Source organism: Novosphingobium sp. KACC 22771, from assembly GCF_028736195.1.
Lineage (GTDB): Bacteria > Pseudomonadota > Alphaproteobacteria > Sphingomonadales > Sphingomonadaceae > Novosphingobium.
In genome coordinates this window covers 1,612,193-1,629,722 of sequence record NZ_CP117881.1, presented here as the reverse complement: position 1 = coordinate 1,629,722, position 17,530 = coordinate 1,612,193, and the positions used below count along the sequence as shown (strand labels likewise).

Annotated in this window: 21 protein-coding genes; 9 read left to right on the top strand and 12 right to left on the bottom strand. The window is 63.6% G+C overall.

The genetic code is table 11. The features are described from left to right. Positions 1-73: 73 nt before the first annotated feature. The gene (locus tag PQ467_RS07495) at positions 74-391 is read right to left on the bottom strand and encodes an FYDLN acid domain-containing protein (RefSeq protein WP_168603665.1); all 318 of its coding nucleotides are present in this window, start codon (positions 389-391) and stop codon (positions 74-76) included. 248 nt (positions 392-639) lie between these two features. Here PQ467_RS07495 and aroA point away from each other — a divergent pair, with 248 nt between their 5' ends. From aroA to PQ467_RS07480, 3 genes are read left to right on the top strand one after another with little or no spacing between them, the layout of a single operon-like run. Next, on the top strand, positions 640-1,941 hold the full coding sequence (aroA, locus tag PQ467_RS07490) for a 3-phosphoshikimate 1-carboxyvinyltransferase (RefSeq protein ID WP_274176109.1): 1,302 nt from the start codon (positions 640-642) through the stop codon (positions 1,939-1,941). After that, entirely contained in the window at positions 1,941-2,219 is a 279-nt protein-coding gene (locus PQ467_RS07485; protein ID WP_274175870.1) for a CBU_0592 family membrane protein, read from the top strand. The genes aroA and PQ467_RS07485 overlap by 1 nt, the downstream gene beginning before the upstream one ends. After that, on the top strand, positions 2,216-2,860 hold the full coding sequence (locus tag PQ467_RS07480) for a (d)CMP kinase (protein ID WP_274175869.1): 645 nt from the start codon (positions 2,216-2,218) through the stop codon (positions 2,858-2,860). The genes PQ467_RS07485 and PQ467_RS07480 overlap by 4 nt, the downstream gene beginning before the upstream one ends. On the opposite strand, the gene PQ467_RS22695 is transcribed toward PQ467_RS07480, so the two are convergent. Beyond that, complete coding sequence (locus tag PQ467_RS22695; RefSeq protein ID WP_337995112.1) at positions 2,835-3,278, bottom strand: hypothetical protein; 444 nt, start codon at positions 3,276-3,278, stop codon at positions 2,835-2,837. The two genes, PQ467_RS07480 and PQ467_RS22695, sit on opposite strands and share 26 nt — an antisense overlap. 402 nt (positions 3,279-3,680) lie before the next feature. On the opposite strand from PQ467_RS22695, the gene rpsA reads away from it, so the two are divergent. Then, positions 3,681-5,384 carry a 30S ribosomal protein S1 gene (rpsA, locus tag PQ467_RS07470; RefSeq protein WP_273616843.1) on the top strand — a complete coding sequence of 568 codons (1,704 nt, stop codon included), beginning with the start codon at positions 3,681-3,683 and terminating at the stop codon, positions 5,382-5,384. A 285-nt stretch (positions 5,385-5,669) separates the two neighbouring features. Continuing rightward, positions 5,670-6,428 carry a hydroxyacylglutathione hydrolase gene (gloB, locus tag PQ467_RS07465; RefSeq protein WP_274175868.1) on the top strand — a complete coding sequence of 253 codons (759 nt, stop codon included), beginning with the start codon at positions 5,670-5,672 and terminating at the stop codon, positions 6,426-6,428. A 10-nt stretch (positions 6,429-6,438) separates the two neighbouring features. Here gloB and PQ467_RS07460 read toward each other — a convergent pair whose 3' ends face one another. The 10 genes from PQ467_RS07460 to PQ467_RS07415 all read right to left on the bottom strand — a co-directional run bounded on the left by PQ467_RS07460 (position 6,439) and on the right by PQ467_RS07415 (position 14,120). Continuing rightward, positions 6,439-6,792, bottom strand: coding sequence for a hypothetical protein (locus PQ467_RS07460; RefSeq protein ID WP_274175867.1), 354 nt, complete (start codon positions 6,790-6,792; stop codon positions 6,439-6,441). Between the two features lie 137 nt (positions 6,793-6,929). Further along, a complete protein-coding gene (locus PQ467_RS07455) occupies positions 6,930-7,124 on the bottom strand; it encodes a DUF4169 family protein (protein WP_274175866.1) in 195 nt (64 codons plus the stop codon). Between the two features lie 77 nt (positions 7,125-7,201). Then, complete coding sequence (locus tag PQ467_RS07450; protein ID WP_274175865.1) at positions 7,202-7,756, bottom strand: F0F1 ATP synthase subunit B family protein; 555 nt, start codon at positions 7,754-7,756, stop codon at positions 7,202-7,204. Beyond that, positions 7,749-8,240: a F0F1 ATP synthase subunit B family protein gene (locus PQ467_RS07445; protein WP_274175864.1), complete on the bottom strand. Its 492-nt coding sequence runs from the start codon at positions 8,238-8,240 to the stop codon at positions 7,749-7,751. Before PQ467_RS07445 ends, PQ467_RS07450 begins: the two co-directional genes overlap by 8 nt. Positions 8,241-8,398: 158 nt before the next feature. Beyond that, a complete protein-coding gene (locus PQ467_RS07440) occupies positions 8,399-8,626 on the bottom strand; it encodes a F0F1 ATP synthase subunit C (RefSeq protein ID WP_168603674.1) in 228 nt (75 codons plus the stop codon). Positions 8,627-8,688: 62 nt separating this feature from the next. Further along, entirely contained in the window at positions 8,689-9,477 is a 789-nt protein-coding gene (locus PQ467_RS07435) for a F0F1 ATP synthase subunit A (protein WP_274175863.1), read from the bottom strand. A 92-nt stretch (positions 9,478-9,569) separates the two neighbouring features. Beyond that, entirely contained in the window at positions 9,570-9,890 is a 321-nt protein-coding gene (locus PQ467_RS07430; RefSeq protein WP_274175862.1) for an AtpZ/AtpI family protein, read from the bottom strand. A gap of 338 nt (positions 9,891-10,228) precedes the next feature. Then, a complete protein-coding gene (locus PQ467_RS07425) occupies positions 10,229-10,624 on the bottom strand; it encodes a YdbL family protein (RefSeq protein WP_274175861.1) in 396 nt (131 codons plus the stop codon). Beyond that, positions 10,624-10,947 carry a YnbE family lipoprotein gene (locus PQ467_RS07420; protein WP_274175860.1) on the bottom strand — a complete coding sequence of 108 codons (324 nt, stop codon included), beginning with the start codon at positions 10,945-10,947 and terminating at the stop codon, positions 10,624-10,626. The genes PQ467_RS07425 and PQ467_RS07420 overlap by 1 nt, the downstream gene beginning before the upstream one ends. Then, positions 10,944-14,120, bottom strand: a complete 3,177-nt coding sequence (locus PQ467_RS07415) for an intermembrane phospholipid transport protein YdbH family protein (RefSeq protein WP_274175859.1) — start codon at positions 14,118-14,120, stop codon at positions 10,944-10,946. The genes PQ467_RS07420 and PQ467_RS07415 overlap by 4 nt, the downstream gene beginning before the upstream one ends. 192 nt (positions 14,121-14,312) lie before the next feature. On the opposite strand from PQ467_RS07415, the gene radC reads away from it, so the two are divergent. From radC to pyrF, 4 genes are all read left to right on the top strand, one after another. Beyond that, positions 14,313-15,026 carry a RadC family protein gene (radC, locus tag PQ467_RS07410; protein ID WP_274176108.1) on the top strand — a complete coding sequence of 238 codons (714 nt, stop codon included), beginning with the start codon at positions 14,313-14,315 and terminating at the stop codon, positions 15,024-15,026. 69 nt (positions 15,027-15,095) lie between these two features. Further along, positions 15,096-16,409 carry an adenylosuccinate lyase gene (gene purB / locus PQ467_RS07405; protein WP_274175858.1) on the top strand — a complete coding sequence of 438 codons (1,314 nt, stop codon included), beginning with the start codon at positions 15,096-15,098 and terminating at the stop codon, positions 16,407-16,409. A gap of 109 nt (positions 16,410-16,518) precedes the next feature. Beyond that, entirely contained in the window at positions 16,519-16,839 is a 321-nt protein-coding gene (locus tag PQ467_RS07400) for a LapA family protein (protein WP_274175857.1), read from the top strand. 10 nt (positions 16,840-16,849) lie between these two features. Then, positions 16,850-17,527 carry an orotidine-5'-phosphate decarboxylase gene (gene pyrF, locus PQ467_RS07395; protein ID WP_274175856.1) on the top strand — a complete coding sequence of 226 codons (678 nt, stop codon included), beginning with the start codon at positions 16,850-16,852 and terminating at the stop codon, positions 17,525-17,527. Positions 17,528-17,530: the final 3 nt, after the last annotated feature.

The window sequence follows — 17,530 nt, the reverse complement described above, 5'->3', positions numbered from 1 at the left end:
AACCTTGGCAAGGGTTTTTTTCAAGAAATTTCATTTTTCTGAAAAACGCCCCGCCAAGGTTCCGGACAAGAACTTACACTTCGTCGGGCTCTTCATCATGGCCCGACACGCCCAGGTCGTCATCGCCGCCCAGGTCGACATCATTGTCCGGCGAATCGCCGTCATCATCGATGTCCAGATCCTCATCGGCCAGATCGCCGTCGGCCACCTCATCGGCGTCCTTCTTCTGGATCTCCTCAAAGGGAATCGGCTGCTTGCTCTTGAGCACGGGTTCGGGAACCCAGGCATAGCCGCATTCGATGCAAGTGACGGGATCGTCCTTGCCCAGATCGTAAAAGCGGGTGCCGCACTTCGGGCAGCCGTGCTTGGCGCCCCATTCTGGCTTGACCATGCTATTCCTCATGTCTGCCCCAGCCAAAGCGGCGGGCGGTATCCATTGCTATGCGTAACTGGCGCGAAGGGCCATATGACGGCCCTGCCATGCTCTGGCGCCTTGCCATAGAGCCCCCGCGCTGTCAAAAGCCGCGCGCTTCTGACGGGTGCCTGCCCGTGACGCAAGCATTTTTCGCATAGCCTGTCTTCATAGTCCCAAGGAATCTGTCCGTGAGCGCCTCTGCCACCCCCCGCCCCCGCCGTTTCATGCCCACAGGCGCGCTGACCGGCACGATCCGCGTCCCCGGCGACAAGTCGATCAGCCACCGCTCGATCATGCTGGGCGCGCTGGCGCTGGGCGAAACGCGGGTCACGGGCCTACTGGAAGGCGAGGATGTGATGTCCACGGCGGCCGCCATGCGGGCGATGGGCGCAAAAATCGAGAAAACCGAAGATGGCGAATGGATCATCAACGGCGTGGGCGTTGGCGGGCTGCTGCAACCGGAAACGGCGCTCGACATGGGCAATTCGGGCACCTCGACTCGCCTGCTGATGGGCCTTGTCGCGTCCCACGCCATCACGGCCACCTTCGTAGGTGACGCCTCGCTGTCGAAGCGGCCCATGGGCCGGGTGATCGACCCGCTCTCCACGATGGGCGCCGATTTCACCTCCACAGAAGGCCGCCTGCCGCTGACCATGCGCGGTGCCTCGCCCGCCGTGCCGATCACCTATCGCCTGCCCATGGCCAGCGCGCAGGTCAAATCGGCGGTGCTGCTGGCGGGCCTCAACACGCCGGGCATCACCACCGTGATCGAGCCGGTGCCCACCCGTGACCATTCCGAACGGATGCTGCGCGGGTTTGGCGCGAATCTGACCGTCGAGGTCGATGAGGAAGGCACGCGCACCATCCAGATCCACGGCCCCGCCGAGTTGAAGGGCCAGACCATCGTGGTGCCGGGCGATCCGTCCTCGGCCGCCTTCTTCATCGTCGCCGCACTCACCGTGCCGGGCAGCGATGTGCTGATCGAGAACGTGGGCCTCAACCCCACCCGCGCCGGGATCGTTACGGTCCTGCGCCAGATGGGCGGCAGCATCGAGGAAGTGAACCCCCGCGAAGTCGGCGGCGAACCGGTGGCGGATCTGCGCGTGCGCCATTCGCAATTGCACGGCATTGCGGTCGATCCCGAAATCGTGCCCAGCATGGTCGATGAATTCCCCGTCCTCTTCGTCGCCGCCGCGCAGGCCAAGGGCCGCACCATCACCACCGGCCTGGAGGAATTGCGCGTCAAGGAAAGCGACCGCATCACCGTGATGCGCGTGGCGCTCAAACTGGCGGGCGCGAATGTAACGGAAACCGAGGATGGCCTGATCATTGACGGCACCGGCGGCGCCCCCCTCCCCGGTACCTCTGGCGCGCATCATGTCGCCACGCATCTGGACCACCGCATCGCCATGAGCATGGCCATCGCGGGCCTCAACAGCATGAACGGCGTGGCCATCGACGACACCAGCCCGATCGCCACCAGCTTCCCCAATTTCGAGGCGCTGCTCGCCGGTCTGGTGGCCTGATGAGCCTGATCACCGGTATTCCCGAAGAGATTGCCACCGCCTGCGGTTTTGCGGGCATGTCGCTATGCGTCTTTGCCTATGGCTATACCACCGCTTTTACCGGCAAGGCGCGCGAGCCCAATCCCTTTGTCCAGCACGGCGCCAATCTGGCGGGCGCGCTATTGCTGGTGGTCTCGCTGCTGGTTGACACCAATGTGGCCTCGCTGGCGATGGAGAGCCTGTGGGCGGCCATCGCCTTTGTCGGCCTGATCCGCGCGATGATGGGAAAAAACGCATGATTATCGCCGTCGATGGCCCGACCGCCTCGGGCAAGGGCACGATCGCCAAGGCGCTGGCAGCACATTATGGGTTGCCGCATCTGGACACCGGGCTGCTCTATCGCGCGGTGGGGCGGCAGGTGGCGCTGAACGGCGGCAATCCCGATGATGCGGGCGATGCGCTGGCGGCCTGCGGCTTCGTCGATGGTTTGCTGGACGATCCCGAATTGCGGTCGGAGGCCTCAGGCGGGCTGGCCAGTCGGGTGTCGGTGCATCCCGCCGTGCGTCAGGCGCTGTATGAACGCCAGCGCGCCTTTGCCACGCAAAGCAGCGGCGCGGTGCTGGACGGGCGCGACATCGGCACGGTGATCGCGCCCGAGGCGACGGCCAAGCTGTTCGTGATCGCCAGCGTTGCTGCGCGGGCCGCGCGGCGCCATGCCGAAATGCTGGCGCAGGGGCGCGATGTGGCGCTGTCCGAGATCGAGGCCGACCTTGCCGCGCGCGACGAGCGGGACCGCAATCGCAGCGCTGCGCCTTTGCGGGCGGCAAGCGATGCGATCACCCTCGACACGTCCGATCTGGGGCGCGAGGCGGCGATTGCCGCCGCCATCGCGCTGGTCGAAAAGATGCGCTGTTTTAGTGATGGAACTGGGCCTGCGTAACCTCGACTTCCTTGGCCACGGTCTTTTTCTTGGCATGGGACTTGGCGTGATGGCGGGTCTTGTTCTTGACCTCCAGCCTGTGCAGGCGGGCCTTGAGCACGGCGACCTGTTCACGCGCCGCGCGGGCATCGGCCGCCGCCGCCGCGGCCAGTGAATTGGCCGAATTGGCCGAATTGCCCGCATTTTGCGCGGCCATGTTGGCGGCATCGGCCGCGCTCTGCGCCCGGTCCGAGGCGGCAAGCGCATTATCCGCCGTCCCCTGTGCGCGCGATGCAGCGCCATTGCCTTCCTGCGCGCTGGTATAGGCTTCATCCGCCCGCGCCTGCGCCCGCTTGACCGACCCGGTCGTGGCACAGCCCGAAAGCGCCAGAGACGCTGCCACCAGCCCCGTCCCCATCAGGCCCAAAGAAATACGCATGGGTTCTCCTCCTTCACTTTATTTCCATCCAGTGGAATTTTGCCCATTGGAATTTTGCACAGACGGCGCAGCCCCTGTGCGGAAAATGAACGGGCTCGTAAAGCTCGTCGGTCCGCCTTGCGCATGGGACGAACCGTGTTGGCGCATACTGCGCCGCCTGTATCAAGGATCAGGTGGCGCGCCGTATTTCCCTTGCCTTTCGTACCCGTTTGGCCTAGTCGCCGCCGGTCTGCCCGTGGCCTTGGCTGTGGGCGGGTGCTGTGGATGGCATCCGGCCTCCATGGCGGTTCGGCCCTTTTTGGCCCGGCCATCGCATGGTGCGATGCCGGAGGAAAGACCGGCGGACGGAGAATTTCTCCCAACCGCCTGGCCGGAAGAACGTTAAATTTGAAGGACTCTTTTATGAGCACCCCGACCCGCGACGATTTCGCGGCTCTCCTTGACGAATCGCTTGGCGGCGCCGCCAACGGTGGCTTTGAAGGCCGCGTGGTCAAGGGCACCATCACCGCCATCGAAAACGACAAGGCCGTCATCGACGTAGGCCTCAAGAGCGAAGGCCGCGTTCCGCTGCGCGAATTCGCCATGGCCGGTCAGCCGCACGGCCTGAAGGTCGGCGACGAAGTCGAAGTCTTCGTTGACCGCGTCGAAAACGCCGATGGCGAAGCCATGCTCAGCCGCGACCGCGCCCGCCGCGAAGCCGCCTGGGACAAGCTCGAAAACGAATTTGGCGAAGGCAAGCGCGTTGAAGGCGTCATCTTCGGCCGCGTCAAGGGTGGCTTCACCGTCGACCTCGACGGCGCCGTGGCCTTCCTGCCCGGCTCGCAGGTCGACATCCGCCCCGTGCGCGACGTCACCCCGCTGCTCGACGTTCCCCAGCCGTTCCAGATCCTCAAGATGGACCGTCGCCGTGGCAACATCGTCGTGTCGCGCCGCGCCGTTCTGGAAGAAACCCGCGCCGAACAGCGCAGCGGCCTGATCCAGAACCTCTCGGAAGGTCAGATCATCGACGGCGTGGTCAAGAACATCACCGATTACGGTGCGTTCGTTGATCTGGGCGGCATCGACGGCCTGCTGCACGTCACCGACATGAGCTACAAGCGCGTGAACCACCCGAGCGAAGTGATCGCCATCGGCGACACCGTGCGCGTGCAGATCGTCCGCATCAACCAGGACACGCAGCGCATCAGCCTCGGCATGAAGCAGTTGGAATCGGATCCGTGGGATGGCGTTGCCGCCAAGTACCCGGTCGGCGCCAAGCTGCGCGGCACCGTCACGAACATCACCGAATATGGTGCGTTTGTCGAACTGGAAGCCGGCATCGAAGGTCTGGTCCACGTTTCGGAAATGTCCTGGACCAAGAAGAACGTCCACCCCGGCAAGATCGTTTCGACCTCGCAGGAAGTCGACGTGCTGGTTCTGGAAGTCGATTCGGACAAGCGCCGCATCTCGCTCGGCCTCAAGCAGGCCCAGCAGAACCCGTGGGAAGCTTTCGCCGAGCGTCACCCGGTTGGCTCGAGCGTCGAAGGCGAAGTCAAGAACGCCACCGAATTCGGCCTCTTCATCGGTCTGGACGGCGAAGTCGACGGCATGGTTCACATGTCGGACATCGCCTGGGGCATCTCGGGCGAAGACGCGCTGGCGCTGCACCGCAAGGGTGAAAGCGTCAAGGCGATCGTTCTGGACGTGGACATCGAAAAGGAACGCATCAGCCTCGGCATCAAGCAGCTCGAAAAGGGCGCCCCGGCTGCCGGCGGCGTTTCGACCGCTGCTGGTTCGAACCTGAAGCGCAACGAAGTTGTCACCGTGACCGTGCTCGAAGTGCGTGACGGCGGCCTCGAAGTGCAGGCTGGCGACGATGGCGCCACCGGCTTCATCAAGCGCTCGGATCTGGGTCGCGACCGCGACGAACAGCGTCCCGACCGCTTCCAGGTCGGTCAGAAGATCGACGCCATGGTCACCGGTTTCGACCGTTCGAAGAAGCCCAGCTTCTCGATCAAGGCGCGTCAGCTGCACGAAGAAAAGGAAGCCGTCGAGCAGTACGGTTCGTCGGATGCCGGCGCTTCGCTGGGCGACATCCTGGGCGCCGCTCTGAAGGCCAAGCAGTAAGCTTGAACCTTCGGGCGTTTGCCTGAAAACAAAGACCCGCTCGGAGTGATCCGGGCGGGTTTTTTGTTGGTTGGGGGGAAGAAGAGTTGAATGCGAGGGTCTAATAACTGTTTTCGTTGCGCCAAGGGGGCAACCGTGCGCCCAACCTGCCGCGCCGCAGGCTTTAAAACCCCAACGCACCACCCCGCCAACGAAACACTCCCAGTAACGGGATTGCAAAGGGCTTTCGCCCTTTGCCCGCCGAAGGCATAAGCCTTTGCAGAAACCCCACGACAGGACCGCGCCATGCTCCTCCAGATCCATCAATTCCCCTGCCTTTCCGACAATTACGGCTTTCTGCTGCATGATCCCGCATCGGGCGAGACGGTCTGTATCGATACGCCCGACGCCGGGGAATACTTGCGTCAGGCCGAAGCGAAGGGCTGGACCATCACCCAGATCTGGAACACGCATTGGCATAAGGATCATGCGGGCGGGAATAGCGCGATCAAGACCGCTACCGGCTGTGTGATCACCGCCCCGGCGGGAGATGCTGGCAAGATCGAAGGCGTGGACCGGGTGGTGGATCAGGGCGATTCGGTCTCGCTGGGCGCTTATCACGCGCAGGTTATCAATGTTGGCGGGCATACGCTGGGCCATGTCGCCTATCATTTGCCGGAAGCGGCGGTGGCTTTTGTGGGCGACTCGGTGTTCGCGCTGGGCTGCGGACGGATGTTTGAAGGCACGCCGTCGCAATTCTGGGCCAGTCTTGAGCGGATCAAAGCATTGCCTGCGGCCACCACGCTTTATTGCGCGCATGAATATACCGCCAGCAACGCCCGATTCGCACTTCACGCCGACCCGGATAACGATGCTCTGGCCGCTTATGCGAAAGATATCGCTGCAATGCGCGCCCGCAATGAGCCTACCGTCCCCTTCCCTCTGGCGCGTGAACTTATGACAAACCCGTTCCTGCGGGCGGACAGCGCCGACATTCAGGCCCGCTGGGGCGCCGATCCCGTTGCAGCTTTTGCCGCCCTGCGCGAGGCCAAGAACAGCTTTTAGGCGTGACCCGTCACAGCCGGAATTGCACCATGGCGTGAACGACGGAGGTTTTGTTGACCCCCGCCACATGCGGGACAAAGCCGATGCGCAGCGGCCCCAATCGTACGCCCGCCATGGCATAGGGCTCAATCACATGATGCGGATAACCGGTGACACCGCCGACCTCGACGAACAGAGGCAGATGATCGGTTTGGGCCCGCCATCCGATCTGGAATGAGGGCTGCCGATAGGAATTGTAATAGGCTCCTGCGACAAAGCCGCATTCAGTCTCGCCGTAGATTCCGAAATTCGCGTCATTATAGCCCGGCTTGTCATGTGCTGAGACTAGATGAAGGCCGATGGCCGCCAGTGTAAGACAATTCATCGCCCCTCGCTTCTCTCTGCCATGACCTGAGCATCGGCCCGGGCAGTCGTTTAGCGCAGGGTGTCTTTGCATTTAACGCAGGGATACACGGTAGTCTTGCCCACATAGCGCCACACGGAATGGAAAGACTTGGGGGATCAAGGCTGCGGATCATCCGGATCCTCCCGCCTCACACCATCAAGCAGCCGCTCGGCACGCGCCTTTTCCGCCTTGGCAATGGCACGCTGGCCTTTGCTTTGGCCATGCAATGCCCGATTGGCCTGAGCTTGCTTTTCAGCCTCCGTCCGCGCTTTGGCTTTGCGCGCCATGCGTAGATTGATGATCTCGGCCATGCTCGCTTCTCTCCTATCCCCAAACGCAAAAAGCCCCGCCGGAGCGGGGCTTTCCACCAGATCGGCAAGGATCAGGATTACAGGGCGGCGATCGCCGCGTCCACCTGAGCCTTGTCGGCATCGACGCCGTAACGGCCAGCAATCAGACCGCGAGCAGCCGAGGCAGCCGCTTCGGCTGCCTTGTTCTGCAATTCGGCCACAGCCGCGCGTTCCGCTGCCTCGATCTTATCGCCGGCGATCTTCTCGCGGCGCGCAATCACGGCGGTGGTGTCGGCTTCCGCCTTGGCGATGATCGCTTCGGCTTCATGCTTGGCATGCTCGACCAGCTGCGCGGCTTCCTTTTCGGCACCGGCAATGCGAGCGGCATATTCAGCGCGCAGCTTGTCCGCTTCGGCGCGCAGCGCCTTGGCTTCGTCGAGCTGCTTGCGGATTTCGGCAATGCTGCCGTCCAGCCCCTTGGTGATCACCGAGGGAACCTTGAGCGCGATGGCGATCAGGATCAGCACCGCCATGGCAGCGGCAACGATCTGCGGCGCCGTGGCAAAGCCGAGCATCAGCGGTTCGGCAGCTTCGTGACCACCGGCTTCACCGGCGCCGGCAGCCAGAACGGCCAGAGTAGCAAGATCAGCCATGGAGGACCTCCTTCACGGCGGCGCGGGCGGCATCGCCTTCCACGCTCAGGCCGGCAAGGCGGGCGACGATGTCGCTGGCCGCTTCGCTGGCAACGGTTTCGATTTCGGCCAGCGCATCGGCACGGGCGGCGGCAAGGCGCGCATCAGCTTGCGCGATACGCTCGTCCACCACGGCGGCAGCCTGAGCCAGACGGGCTTCGCTCGCCTGAGTTGCGTCGGCCTTGGCCTTGGCAATCAGGGCCTGCGCTTGAGCGCGCTGCTTGTTGCTGGTCGCGGCCCAATTGGCCTCGTCCGATTCGGCGGCGCGGCGCGCGGCTTCGGCGGCGGCCAGATCATCAGCGATCTGCTTGTCGCGATTTGCCACCGTTGCCTGAACCTTGGGCACGAAGCCGCGGCCAACAACAAAGAAGACAAATCCGAAGAAGATCAGCGCCCAGAAGATCTGGGACGCATAGGTTGCGGATAGCTGCGCAATCTGAGGCATCACTTAGGTTCCGGTCGCTGTGCGTCGGGCCGGATGGACCCAAACGGTATCACCGCAAGGCCGCGGCATTGCCCCATAAGGCAAGATCCGGGCCGGGAAAATCAAAGGCGATCCCGACCGGGGCACTCCGCCCCGGCCAGCATCACCTTGGTATTCGTTCAGGCAACGAAGATCAGGATCATCGCCACAACGAACGAAAGCAGACCCAGAAGTTCAGCAGCCGCGAAGCCGATGAACAGACGGCCCTGCTGGCCATCAGCGGCGCCGGGGTTGCGCAGAGCGGATTCGAGGAACGAACCGAACACGTTACCCACGCCCAGGGCAGCCACACCGGCGCCGATAGCGGCCAGACCAGCACCGATCAGCTTTGCGCTTGCAGGTTCCATTTCCATAACTCCTTTTGAACGAATTTCGTTGGTTGAAAGGCTTTGATGTACGTCTTGAAAACTTAGTGCAGGTTTTCGGCGTCGTTGAGATACAGCGAGGTCAACAGCGCGAAAACATAGGCCTGGATGCCGGCGACCAGAATTTCCAGCGCGCAGATGGCGATCATCAACCCAAAGCTGGGCAGGCCCACAACAGTGCCCCACAGCACGCCCGAATTGGTCGAGCTGATGACAAAGCTGGAGAGCACTTCGAGCAGCACGTGGCCCGCCATCATCGCCACGAACAAACGAAGCGCGAGAGAGAAAGGACGCACGAGGAACGAGATCAGCTCGATCACCGGGATCAGCCAGAGCAGCCATGCAGGCGTGCCATGCGGCACAAACAAGCTGAAAAAGTGCAGGCCATGGCGGGCAAAGCCCACGATCAGGACGATCGAGAAGGACAGGATCGCCAGAACGCCGGTCACTGTGAAGTGGCTGGTCGAGGTGAAGGGATGAACGCCCTTGATCAAGCCGAGCGGCAGCAGACCCAGAACGTTGGAGAAGAGAATGAAGCTGAACAGCGAGAAGATGTAGGGCACATACTTCTTGCCCTTGGGGCCAACATTGGCGGCCAGCAGATTGTCAATAAAGCCAACCAGCCCTTCAACCATCACCTGCCAGCGGCCGGGAACGGTCTGACCCTTGGCACCGCCCGCGACAAAGGCGAACAGCGCAACAAAAGTGATCAGCATCCACAGCGCCGAATTGGTGAAAGCAATGTTGTGCCCGGCAATGGTCCAGTGATCGGTGCCAAAAAGCGGCTCGATCATGAACTGGTGCATCGGATCGACTTTGCCCTGTTCGGCCACGCTTTATGCCCCCTTGCCTATGCATCGTCAGCGGTCTTTGCCAACCCCGTCGTTGGGGCGATCCTTTCAAGAGCCCGCGCCCTGTTCAAGGATCATTCAGACCGCCGGGTGGAAATCCGGATAATGTTCCTGAAAGCGGCAAAGGTGCCAAGCCCCATCACCACCAACAGACCCCAATGGCCGCGCCCGATCAACTGGTCTATAGTCCAGCCGATGAACGCACCGCCACCGATCCCCGCAATGAGTTCGGCCAGAACCCGGTTGCCCAGACGATAGCTATCGTCAGATTGCGCCCCCGCATTCGGCGTTTTACGCATTTCCTCCCGCTCTCGAACGGCGTTAATCCGTTCATCGAGAGCGGCAAGACGCGCATCCTCACCGCGTTGATCCTGCGCATCCGGCTCGCTGCTCAATTCTCTCTCCCGCCTACCTGTCCTTGAAGTGGACTGTGGGGCCAAAAAGAGCCTCATGCAACGGCTGTCCGCTCAGGGCGCCTGCCCCTTAGGCGGGGGGTAGGCCCAAGTCAACCGGTCGCTAGGTAGTAGTAAGGTAGCATAAAGCCGTTCGGCCCATTTTCAGGCGGGTACGTATGCACAGAAAATGCGGGAACCGGCAAAAATGGCGCAATTGTCGGACATCTGCGCCAGAGGGCGCGAATCACCTGCGGAAACCTCTGCCCGAATATCGGCAAAGAAAAACCGCGCCGGAGCCATGCCCCCGCGCGGTCGATCCTAGCACCGGTTAAGCCGGTTTACGCCGGGCAGCGGCTGTCGCGCACCGGAGCGCCTGCGCCCCTCACCTGCCAGCTCCCGTCCGGCGTCTGATACTTTTCGCCCGGCTGCGTCTGCATCACCAGCTTGCAGCCGGTGGTGAAGGCATATTCCTCCACGGTGGCATGCTGGGCCTGGGCGCGCTCGGCATAGACCGCCTTGCGCTTGATGTTGATGTCATCGACAATCCGCTTGAGCTCGGGCGAGGAAGCGCCAACAATCCCCAGATAACCGGTCGGCATTTCCCCCACCTGTCCAGCCGAACGCGCGGCGGCATAGGCCGGATCGCGAACCTGCGCCAAGGCGCCGCCCGCCATCACCGGAACCAGCAGCGCGGCGGCCAAAAAGGGCGATACAGAAGCAAAAACGCGCGACATCAGAAGATATCCTTATTGTTATCAATCGTTTTGCCCGCATCCGCGGCCAGACGATAGATGACTTCCTGTTTGATGTTGATGTTCAGCTCGATCACGATCGGCTTGTCCGGCGCGCTCACGGTAATGCACCCCGAAAGCGCGGCGACCATGCCCAGCGATAGAACCGAAACCCCCAGCCGGACGGGTCGTTTGCGCCACACCTCCTGCAAGGCTGGCCACAGACGTCCGTCCGGCCCCTTCGCCTTACCATGACATGTTTCCCGCTGGTCCATACGGGAATCTTTTGCAACGGCGGGGCGGCGGGTCAATGTATTACGCTTCATGGACGATGCTCGCTGACTGAAGGCTGAATGGTTGCGGTTTTGGGCAGAGGATTCTGCGTCGGCATAATCCGCATCGAAGGCAGGGTCAGACCCTTGTCGCGCGGATCGCCGATGTAATTCGAATCGTAGAGCGAACGCAGCGAACCGATCAATTGATAGAAGGGCGCCCGGACGTTCACATTGAATTGCAGGGGCAATTTGGCGATCTGGCGGGTCAGGAAATTCTTCGACGCGCCCTTGCCCTGGCTCAGGCCCTTCATCGACACACGCGTCACCACCTCGCCGCCCAGATCGCCGTCGAGGCCGATTCGCATTTCGCGGAACTGTACATCGCGCAAAGTGCGGAAGGCATAATTGGCCATGGGCGAGAGGTCGCGATAGCTCAGTTCGCCCACATAGGAAACCGATCCGCCGCCGGGCCGCGAGATCAGTTCGCCGCCCGATACGCGCCCGCCATTCTGATCGAAAATCAAGGGTATGCGCCCATCGAACAGGCCCGTCGCCGCCAGATTCGACACTTCCATATGCGTGATCAGCTTTGCCGCATTGACCCCCGACAGGCCCAATTCGAATCGGCGCACCGCCGCACCGCCCAATTGCAGCGTGGTCGGCCGCATCTCCATCTCGCCATCAAGGAAAGGCCAGCGCGCATCCTCGATTTCCAGCAGATAGCCCGGATGCATCGTAAAGCGCACCTTGCCGTCGGTGGCCTCGATGCCCGGATTGATCGAACCGATGCGCAGCGTCTGATGCGGCGCACTGACCAAACCAAGGAGGTCCGTGAACTCCACCGTCCCGGCCACACCCTTCACCGGCCCGGCAAGTCCGGCAAAGTCAAAGCTCTGCGTGGTAATCCTGCCGCGGCTTGTCACCTTGCCGTCGGCCCAGTCGATCCGCCCCGTGCCGTCGAATCGCCCCGCCGCATTGGCAATCGTGCCCAGCGCCAGCGCCGTCAATTGGTCCGGCTGCAACTTGGCATCAAAGGTCAACCCATCCACCGTCAGATCGGCAAAGCCCTTGGCCCCGGCCAGATCATGTGTGATCGCCACCTGCACGATCTGGCGGTCACCCTTGGGTTCACGCAGCAAGGCGTCGGCGCGAATCACCCCGTTTTTCATGGTCAGACTGGCGTTATGCGCAACCAACGGGGCAAAGCGGTCCGGCTTGACCGCGTCACTCACCTGCACCGCCACATCGCTCAACGCCAGCGTGCCATCGGCATAGCGCCATTGCCCCGCGCCGTTCTGGATCAGCAGCGGCACGGCGGCCAGCGATCCTTCCAGCCCCTTGAACTCACCCGCAGCGCCTGGGCCCATCTGCGCCGTCACCGAGGCCAGCTTGAGGCTCGTGCCCTCGCCCGGCCTGCCCAATTGCACCGCGACATTCTGCGCGCTCAGGCCTGCATCACGCCCGGCCCCGGCGCGCAATTCCACCGCGCCGCTGTTCAGCCGCAAGGGCGAATCGCCCATCCGCCCGTTCAAATCCAGCCCCGCCAGCCGAACCCCCGCGCGCCATCCGCCCCGATCCAGCACCAACACAGGCCCCGACAAAGGACAGGCCGCGACCTTGCCCGCGCTCAGATTGAGCCCATTGGCCTCCAGCCCGGCAAAACTGATCGGCACGCAGGAGGCCCACAATCGCGCGCCCTGCGCGCCGCCCACGCCATCAAGCGGCAGGCGCAGACCCGCCACCTTCACCCCCGGCGCCAGCGCCCCCGAGGCCACAGCCTCACCCCGCCAGCGGATCTCGCTGCCCTTGGCCACAATCTCTATCCGGGGCAACGCCAGCGCCGCGCCATTGTCGGCGCGATATTCGGCCATGCTCAGTCGGATCGGCCCGCCCTTTTTGGGGATCTCGGCCAGAATGCGTGGCAGGCCGGGCGCGGCCGTCCGCAAGGAACCCGTAAACGAGGGTTTGGCCCCGGCGTTTTTGACCAGCGTGAGCCGATCACCATCAAGCAGCGGCATGCCCGATTGCCCGATCAGCCGCAGCAGCGGCGCCACGAAACTGACCCGCCCCTCGCTGGCATGCAGGTTGAAGCGGCCGTCAAGCCGGCTGCCCGGCGTTTCCTTGCGCAGGCTCGATTCGATCCGCGCGATCAGCGGCTCGGCCAGCGTGCCCGCCGCGCCGCGCCGCGCCTTGGCCAAGGCGGCATAGCTGGTCTTGTCGGGGACGACGCCCCGGCCCGAAATCGTGCCGTCGCCATCCATCCGCGCCATGGTCAAAGGTGCGCGCAACCGCCCCTCAATGCCCACTTCCTTCGCCGCCAACCCGGTGATCGCCAGATCATGCGCGGCCACGCGGCCCATCGCATTGACCGCCGAATCGCGCAGCGCCAACCGCAAAGGCCCTGTGATTGCCCCGATCCGCGCGCCCGGCATATCCAGCGCCCCGGTTCGCAGCGCCAGATCAACATCGCCGCCGTCGAGCAAGGGGGCCAGCTTGCCCTTGACCCCGATTTGCGAGGCGCCCAGCCGGACCGCGCCGCAGGAAGCAGGCAGCAGATAGGCCGTGCCATCCAGCATCGGCGCCCCGCCCCGCACGGCGATCCGCCCGATCAGCCGCCCACCGCCCGCGCAACCCCCGCCGCGCAGATGCGGCGCCGACACCGCCAGCGCGCCGCCGAAACCGCCCGCCAGATTGCCCCGGCCCGACACCACCGCCCCCACCCCGCCCGCAGGCGTAGACAGAGCCATGACGCCATCGCTGATCCGCAAATCCATGGTGGGCAGGCCCGAAGCCTTGCCGCCGCCCTGCATAAACTTGTCGAGCGCGCCAAAGCTGATCTGGCCATTCCTCATCGCGGCAAACAGGCGCGGCGAGGTCAGATCGACCCGCGAAATCGCAGGCGTGAAACCGACCACGCCCGCCCAGACCTCGACGCGGGGGATCACGGCATCGGGATGCGCCGGATCGCCCACCACCACATCGGTCAGCACCGCATGGCGCGTATCCAGTTCGACCACCTTGTAATTGGCCGCCAGCCCCAGCCGCACCAATTCGCGCCGCAGCACCGCATCGGCAATCGAAAGCCGGTCGGCCCAGACCATCCCCAGACCCAGCGCCACCAGCCCCGCCCCGGCCAGCGCCAGTTGCCGCCCGCGCGAGGCGCGCAAGCGGCTGCGCCCGCGCGCAGGAGGTGTCACTTCGGCATCGGTGGGCAAATCATCCATCACCTACAGACTCTTGCGCGAGGGGGCCGGGAAAGGCAATGCTAATACGCCATTGCCGCAAGGGGCACCGCCAGGGACGGGGCCGGGGACCGGGGGACAGATGTGAACAGTGATGACGATGCCTTCCCCCCTCGCCGGGCCGCTAACCGCTTGCGTGAGGCGCATAATGGCACTTTGTTTTCTGCACAGGACCTGAATCCCGCCCCGCCCTCGGGCGAAAAGCTGCAACAGATCGCGCATGATCCCTCGGGCCATCGCGCGCGTTTGCGCAAGCGGTTGCTGGATGGCGGCGAAGGGGCGCTGGCCGATCATGAGATCATCGAATATCTGTTGATGACCGCCATTCCCCGGCGCGACACCAAGCCGCTGGCGCGCAGCCTGTTGGCGCGGTTCGGGTCGCTGGCGGGGGTGTTCAATGCCGATTCGGCCGCGCTGGCCGCGCATCCGGGCATGGGCGAGACCAGCGCCGCGGCCATCCGCATTGTCGCGATGGCCACGCGCCGTTTTGCCCGCCATCAGGTCAGCGAGCAGCCGATTTTGACCACATGGCAGACGCTGATCTCCTATTTGACCGTGGATATGGCGCATCTCAAGGTCGAGCGGGTGCGCGCGCTCTATCTGGACACCAAGAACCGGCTGATCCGCGACGAGCATCTGGGCGACGGCAGTCTGGACGAGGCCGCGATCCACCCGCGCGAGGTGATCCGCAAGGCGCTGGATCTCGGGGCCGCCTCGATGATTTTGGTGCATAATCACCCCTCCGGTTCGCCCGAGCCAAGCCGGGCCGATATCCAGATCACGCAGAGGATCGCCGAGGCCGGACACCATCTGGGCATTGCGGTGCATGATCATGTCGTCATCGGGCTTGAGGGGCATGTCTCGCTGCGCCAGCGCGGCCTCTTATAACGCAAAACTTGCCTTTGCGCGCATGAGGCCCTAGCGGCGGCCCCAAGAGAATCTGCGCCGGAGACACATATGGTACCCCGTTACGCCCGCCCCGCAATGACCGCGATCTGGGAGCCCGAAGCCCGCTACAAGATCTGGTTCGAGATCGAAGCCCATGCCACGCAAAAGCTGGGCGAGCTGGGCGTTGTGCCGGCCAGTGGCCCCAAGGCGCTGTGGGACTGGTGGGCGACCAATCCGACCATCGACGTTGCCGCGATCGATGCCAAGGAAGCCATCCTCAAGCATGACGTGATCGCGTTCCTCGACTGGGTTGCCGAACAGGTCGGCCCCGAGGCGCGCTTTATGCATCAGGGCATGACGTCTTCGGACGTGCTTGATACCACGCTCTCGGTGCAGTTGGCCAAGGCCGCCGACATCCTGATCGAGGACATTGACGCCCTGCTGGCCGCGATCAAGCGCCGCGCGTTTGAGCACAAGTATACGCCGACCATCGGCCGCAGCCACGGCATCCACGCCGAACCGACCACCTTCGGCAAGAAGCTGGCCGAGGCCTATGCCGAATTCACCCGCAACCGGGCGCGCCTTGTGGCTGCGCGTGAAGACATCGCCACCTGCGCGATCTCGGGCGCGGTCGGCACTTTCGCCAACATCGACCCCAGCGTCGAGGTCTATGTGGCCGAGCAGATGGGCTTGTCGGTCGAGCCCGTTTCCACGCAGGTCATCCCGCGCGACCGCCACGCAATGTTCTTTGCGACCCTTGGCGTCATCGCCTCGTCGATCGAACGCCTTGCCGTCGAAATCCGCCACCTTCAGCGCACCGAAGTTCTGGAAGCAGAGGAATATTTCTCGCCCGGCCAGAAGGGTTCGTCGGCGATGCCGCATAAGCGCAACCCGGTGCTGACCGAAAACCTGACGGGTCTGGCCCGCGTGGTGCGCAGCGCTGTCACGCCGGCGCTGGAAAACGTGGCACTTTGGCACGAGCGCGACATTTCGCACTCCTCGGTCGAACGTTACATCGGCCCGGATGCGACGATCACGCTCGACTTTGCCCTCGCCCGCCTGACCGGCGTGGTCGACAAGCTGGTGATCTATCCGGAACGCATGCAGAAGAACCTCGACCGCATGGGCGGTCTGGTCCATTCGCAGCGCGTGCTGCTGGCCCTGACGCAGGCGGGCCTTGAGCGCGACGCTTCGTATCGTCTGGTTCAGCGCAACGCGATGAAGGTCTGGGAAAGCGACGGCCAGCTTTCCTTGCTCGAACTGCTGAAAGCGGACCCCGAAGTGGCAGCGGCCCTCACCCCGCAGCAGTTGGAAGACAAGTTCAACCTCGACTATCACTTCAAGGCCGTCGATACGATCTTTGATCGCGTGTTCGGCGCCTGATCTGGCGTGGAAAGGGGTGTCCGCATGGCACCTCTTTCCATCTGGGCCATTACGTCCTAGCATAAACCTTTAGGCATAATATCGAGCCTATACCGCACAGCAGGAGGGGATGACCTTGCAGATCTTACGCACCGCGCTCTGGATCCTGATGGCTGTGCTGATCTCGTCCTTTGTGGCGATCAACTGGCAAAAGACCTCGATCAATTTATGGCCGCTCGAAAACGGCTATCTGCATGTGGATTGGCCGGTGGGGCTGATTGCGCTGGCGGCGATTGCGGTGGGCATGGTGCCGATCTGGCTGGTGGCCAAGGCGCGGATCTGGCGGTTGAAGCGCCGGATCGCGGGGCTGGAAAACACGCTGCGCGCCGCCACCCCCACGCCGCCGATCGCCACGGCCACCCAGCTTGACGCTGCCGCCCAAGAGAATTGAGACACAAGAGATGAATCATAATCCGATCTATGTCGCCCTCGACCTGCCCCGCCTTGATGCCGCCGAAGCGCTGGCGCGGCGGATCAAGGACCATGTGGGCGGGATCAAGCTGGGGCTGGAATTCTTCTGCGCCCATGGCCACCACGGCGTGCATGAACTGGCCAAGGTCGGCCTGCCGATCTTTCTCGATCTGAAATTGCACGATATTCCCAATACGGTGGCGGGCGCGATGCAGGCCATCCATGTGCTGCAACCGGCCATCGTCACGGTCCACGCCTCGGGCGGGCGGGCGATGCTTGAGGATGCCAAGGCCGCGGCGGGCGAGCATACGAAGGTGGTGGCCGTGACCGTGCTGACCAGCCTTGACGATGATGACATGAGCGCCATCGGCTATGCTAACCGCGCCAGCGATCAGGCACTGCGTCTGGCCGAACTGGCCCATAGCGCGGGCGTCGACGGCATCGTGTGTTCGGGCCATGAGGTGGGCGATATCCGCCGCCAGTGGAAGGACGGCTTCTTTGTCGTGCCGGGCCTGCGCCCCTCCGATGGCGTATTGGGCGATCAAAAGCGTGCGGTCACACCGCGCGCCGCGCGCGATGCGGGGGCCTCTGTGCTGGTCATCGGCCGCCCGATCACGCGGGCCGAAGACCCGGTGGCCGCCGCGCGCGCCATTGAAGGCACGCTGTAAATC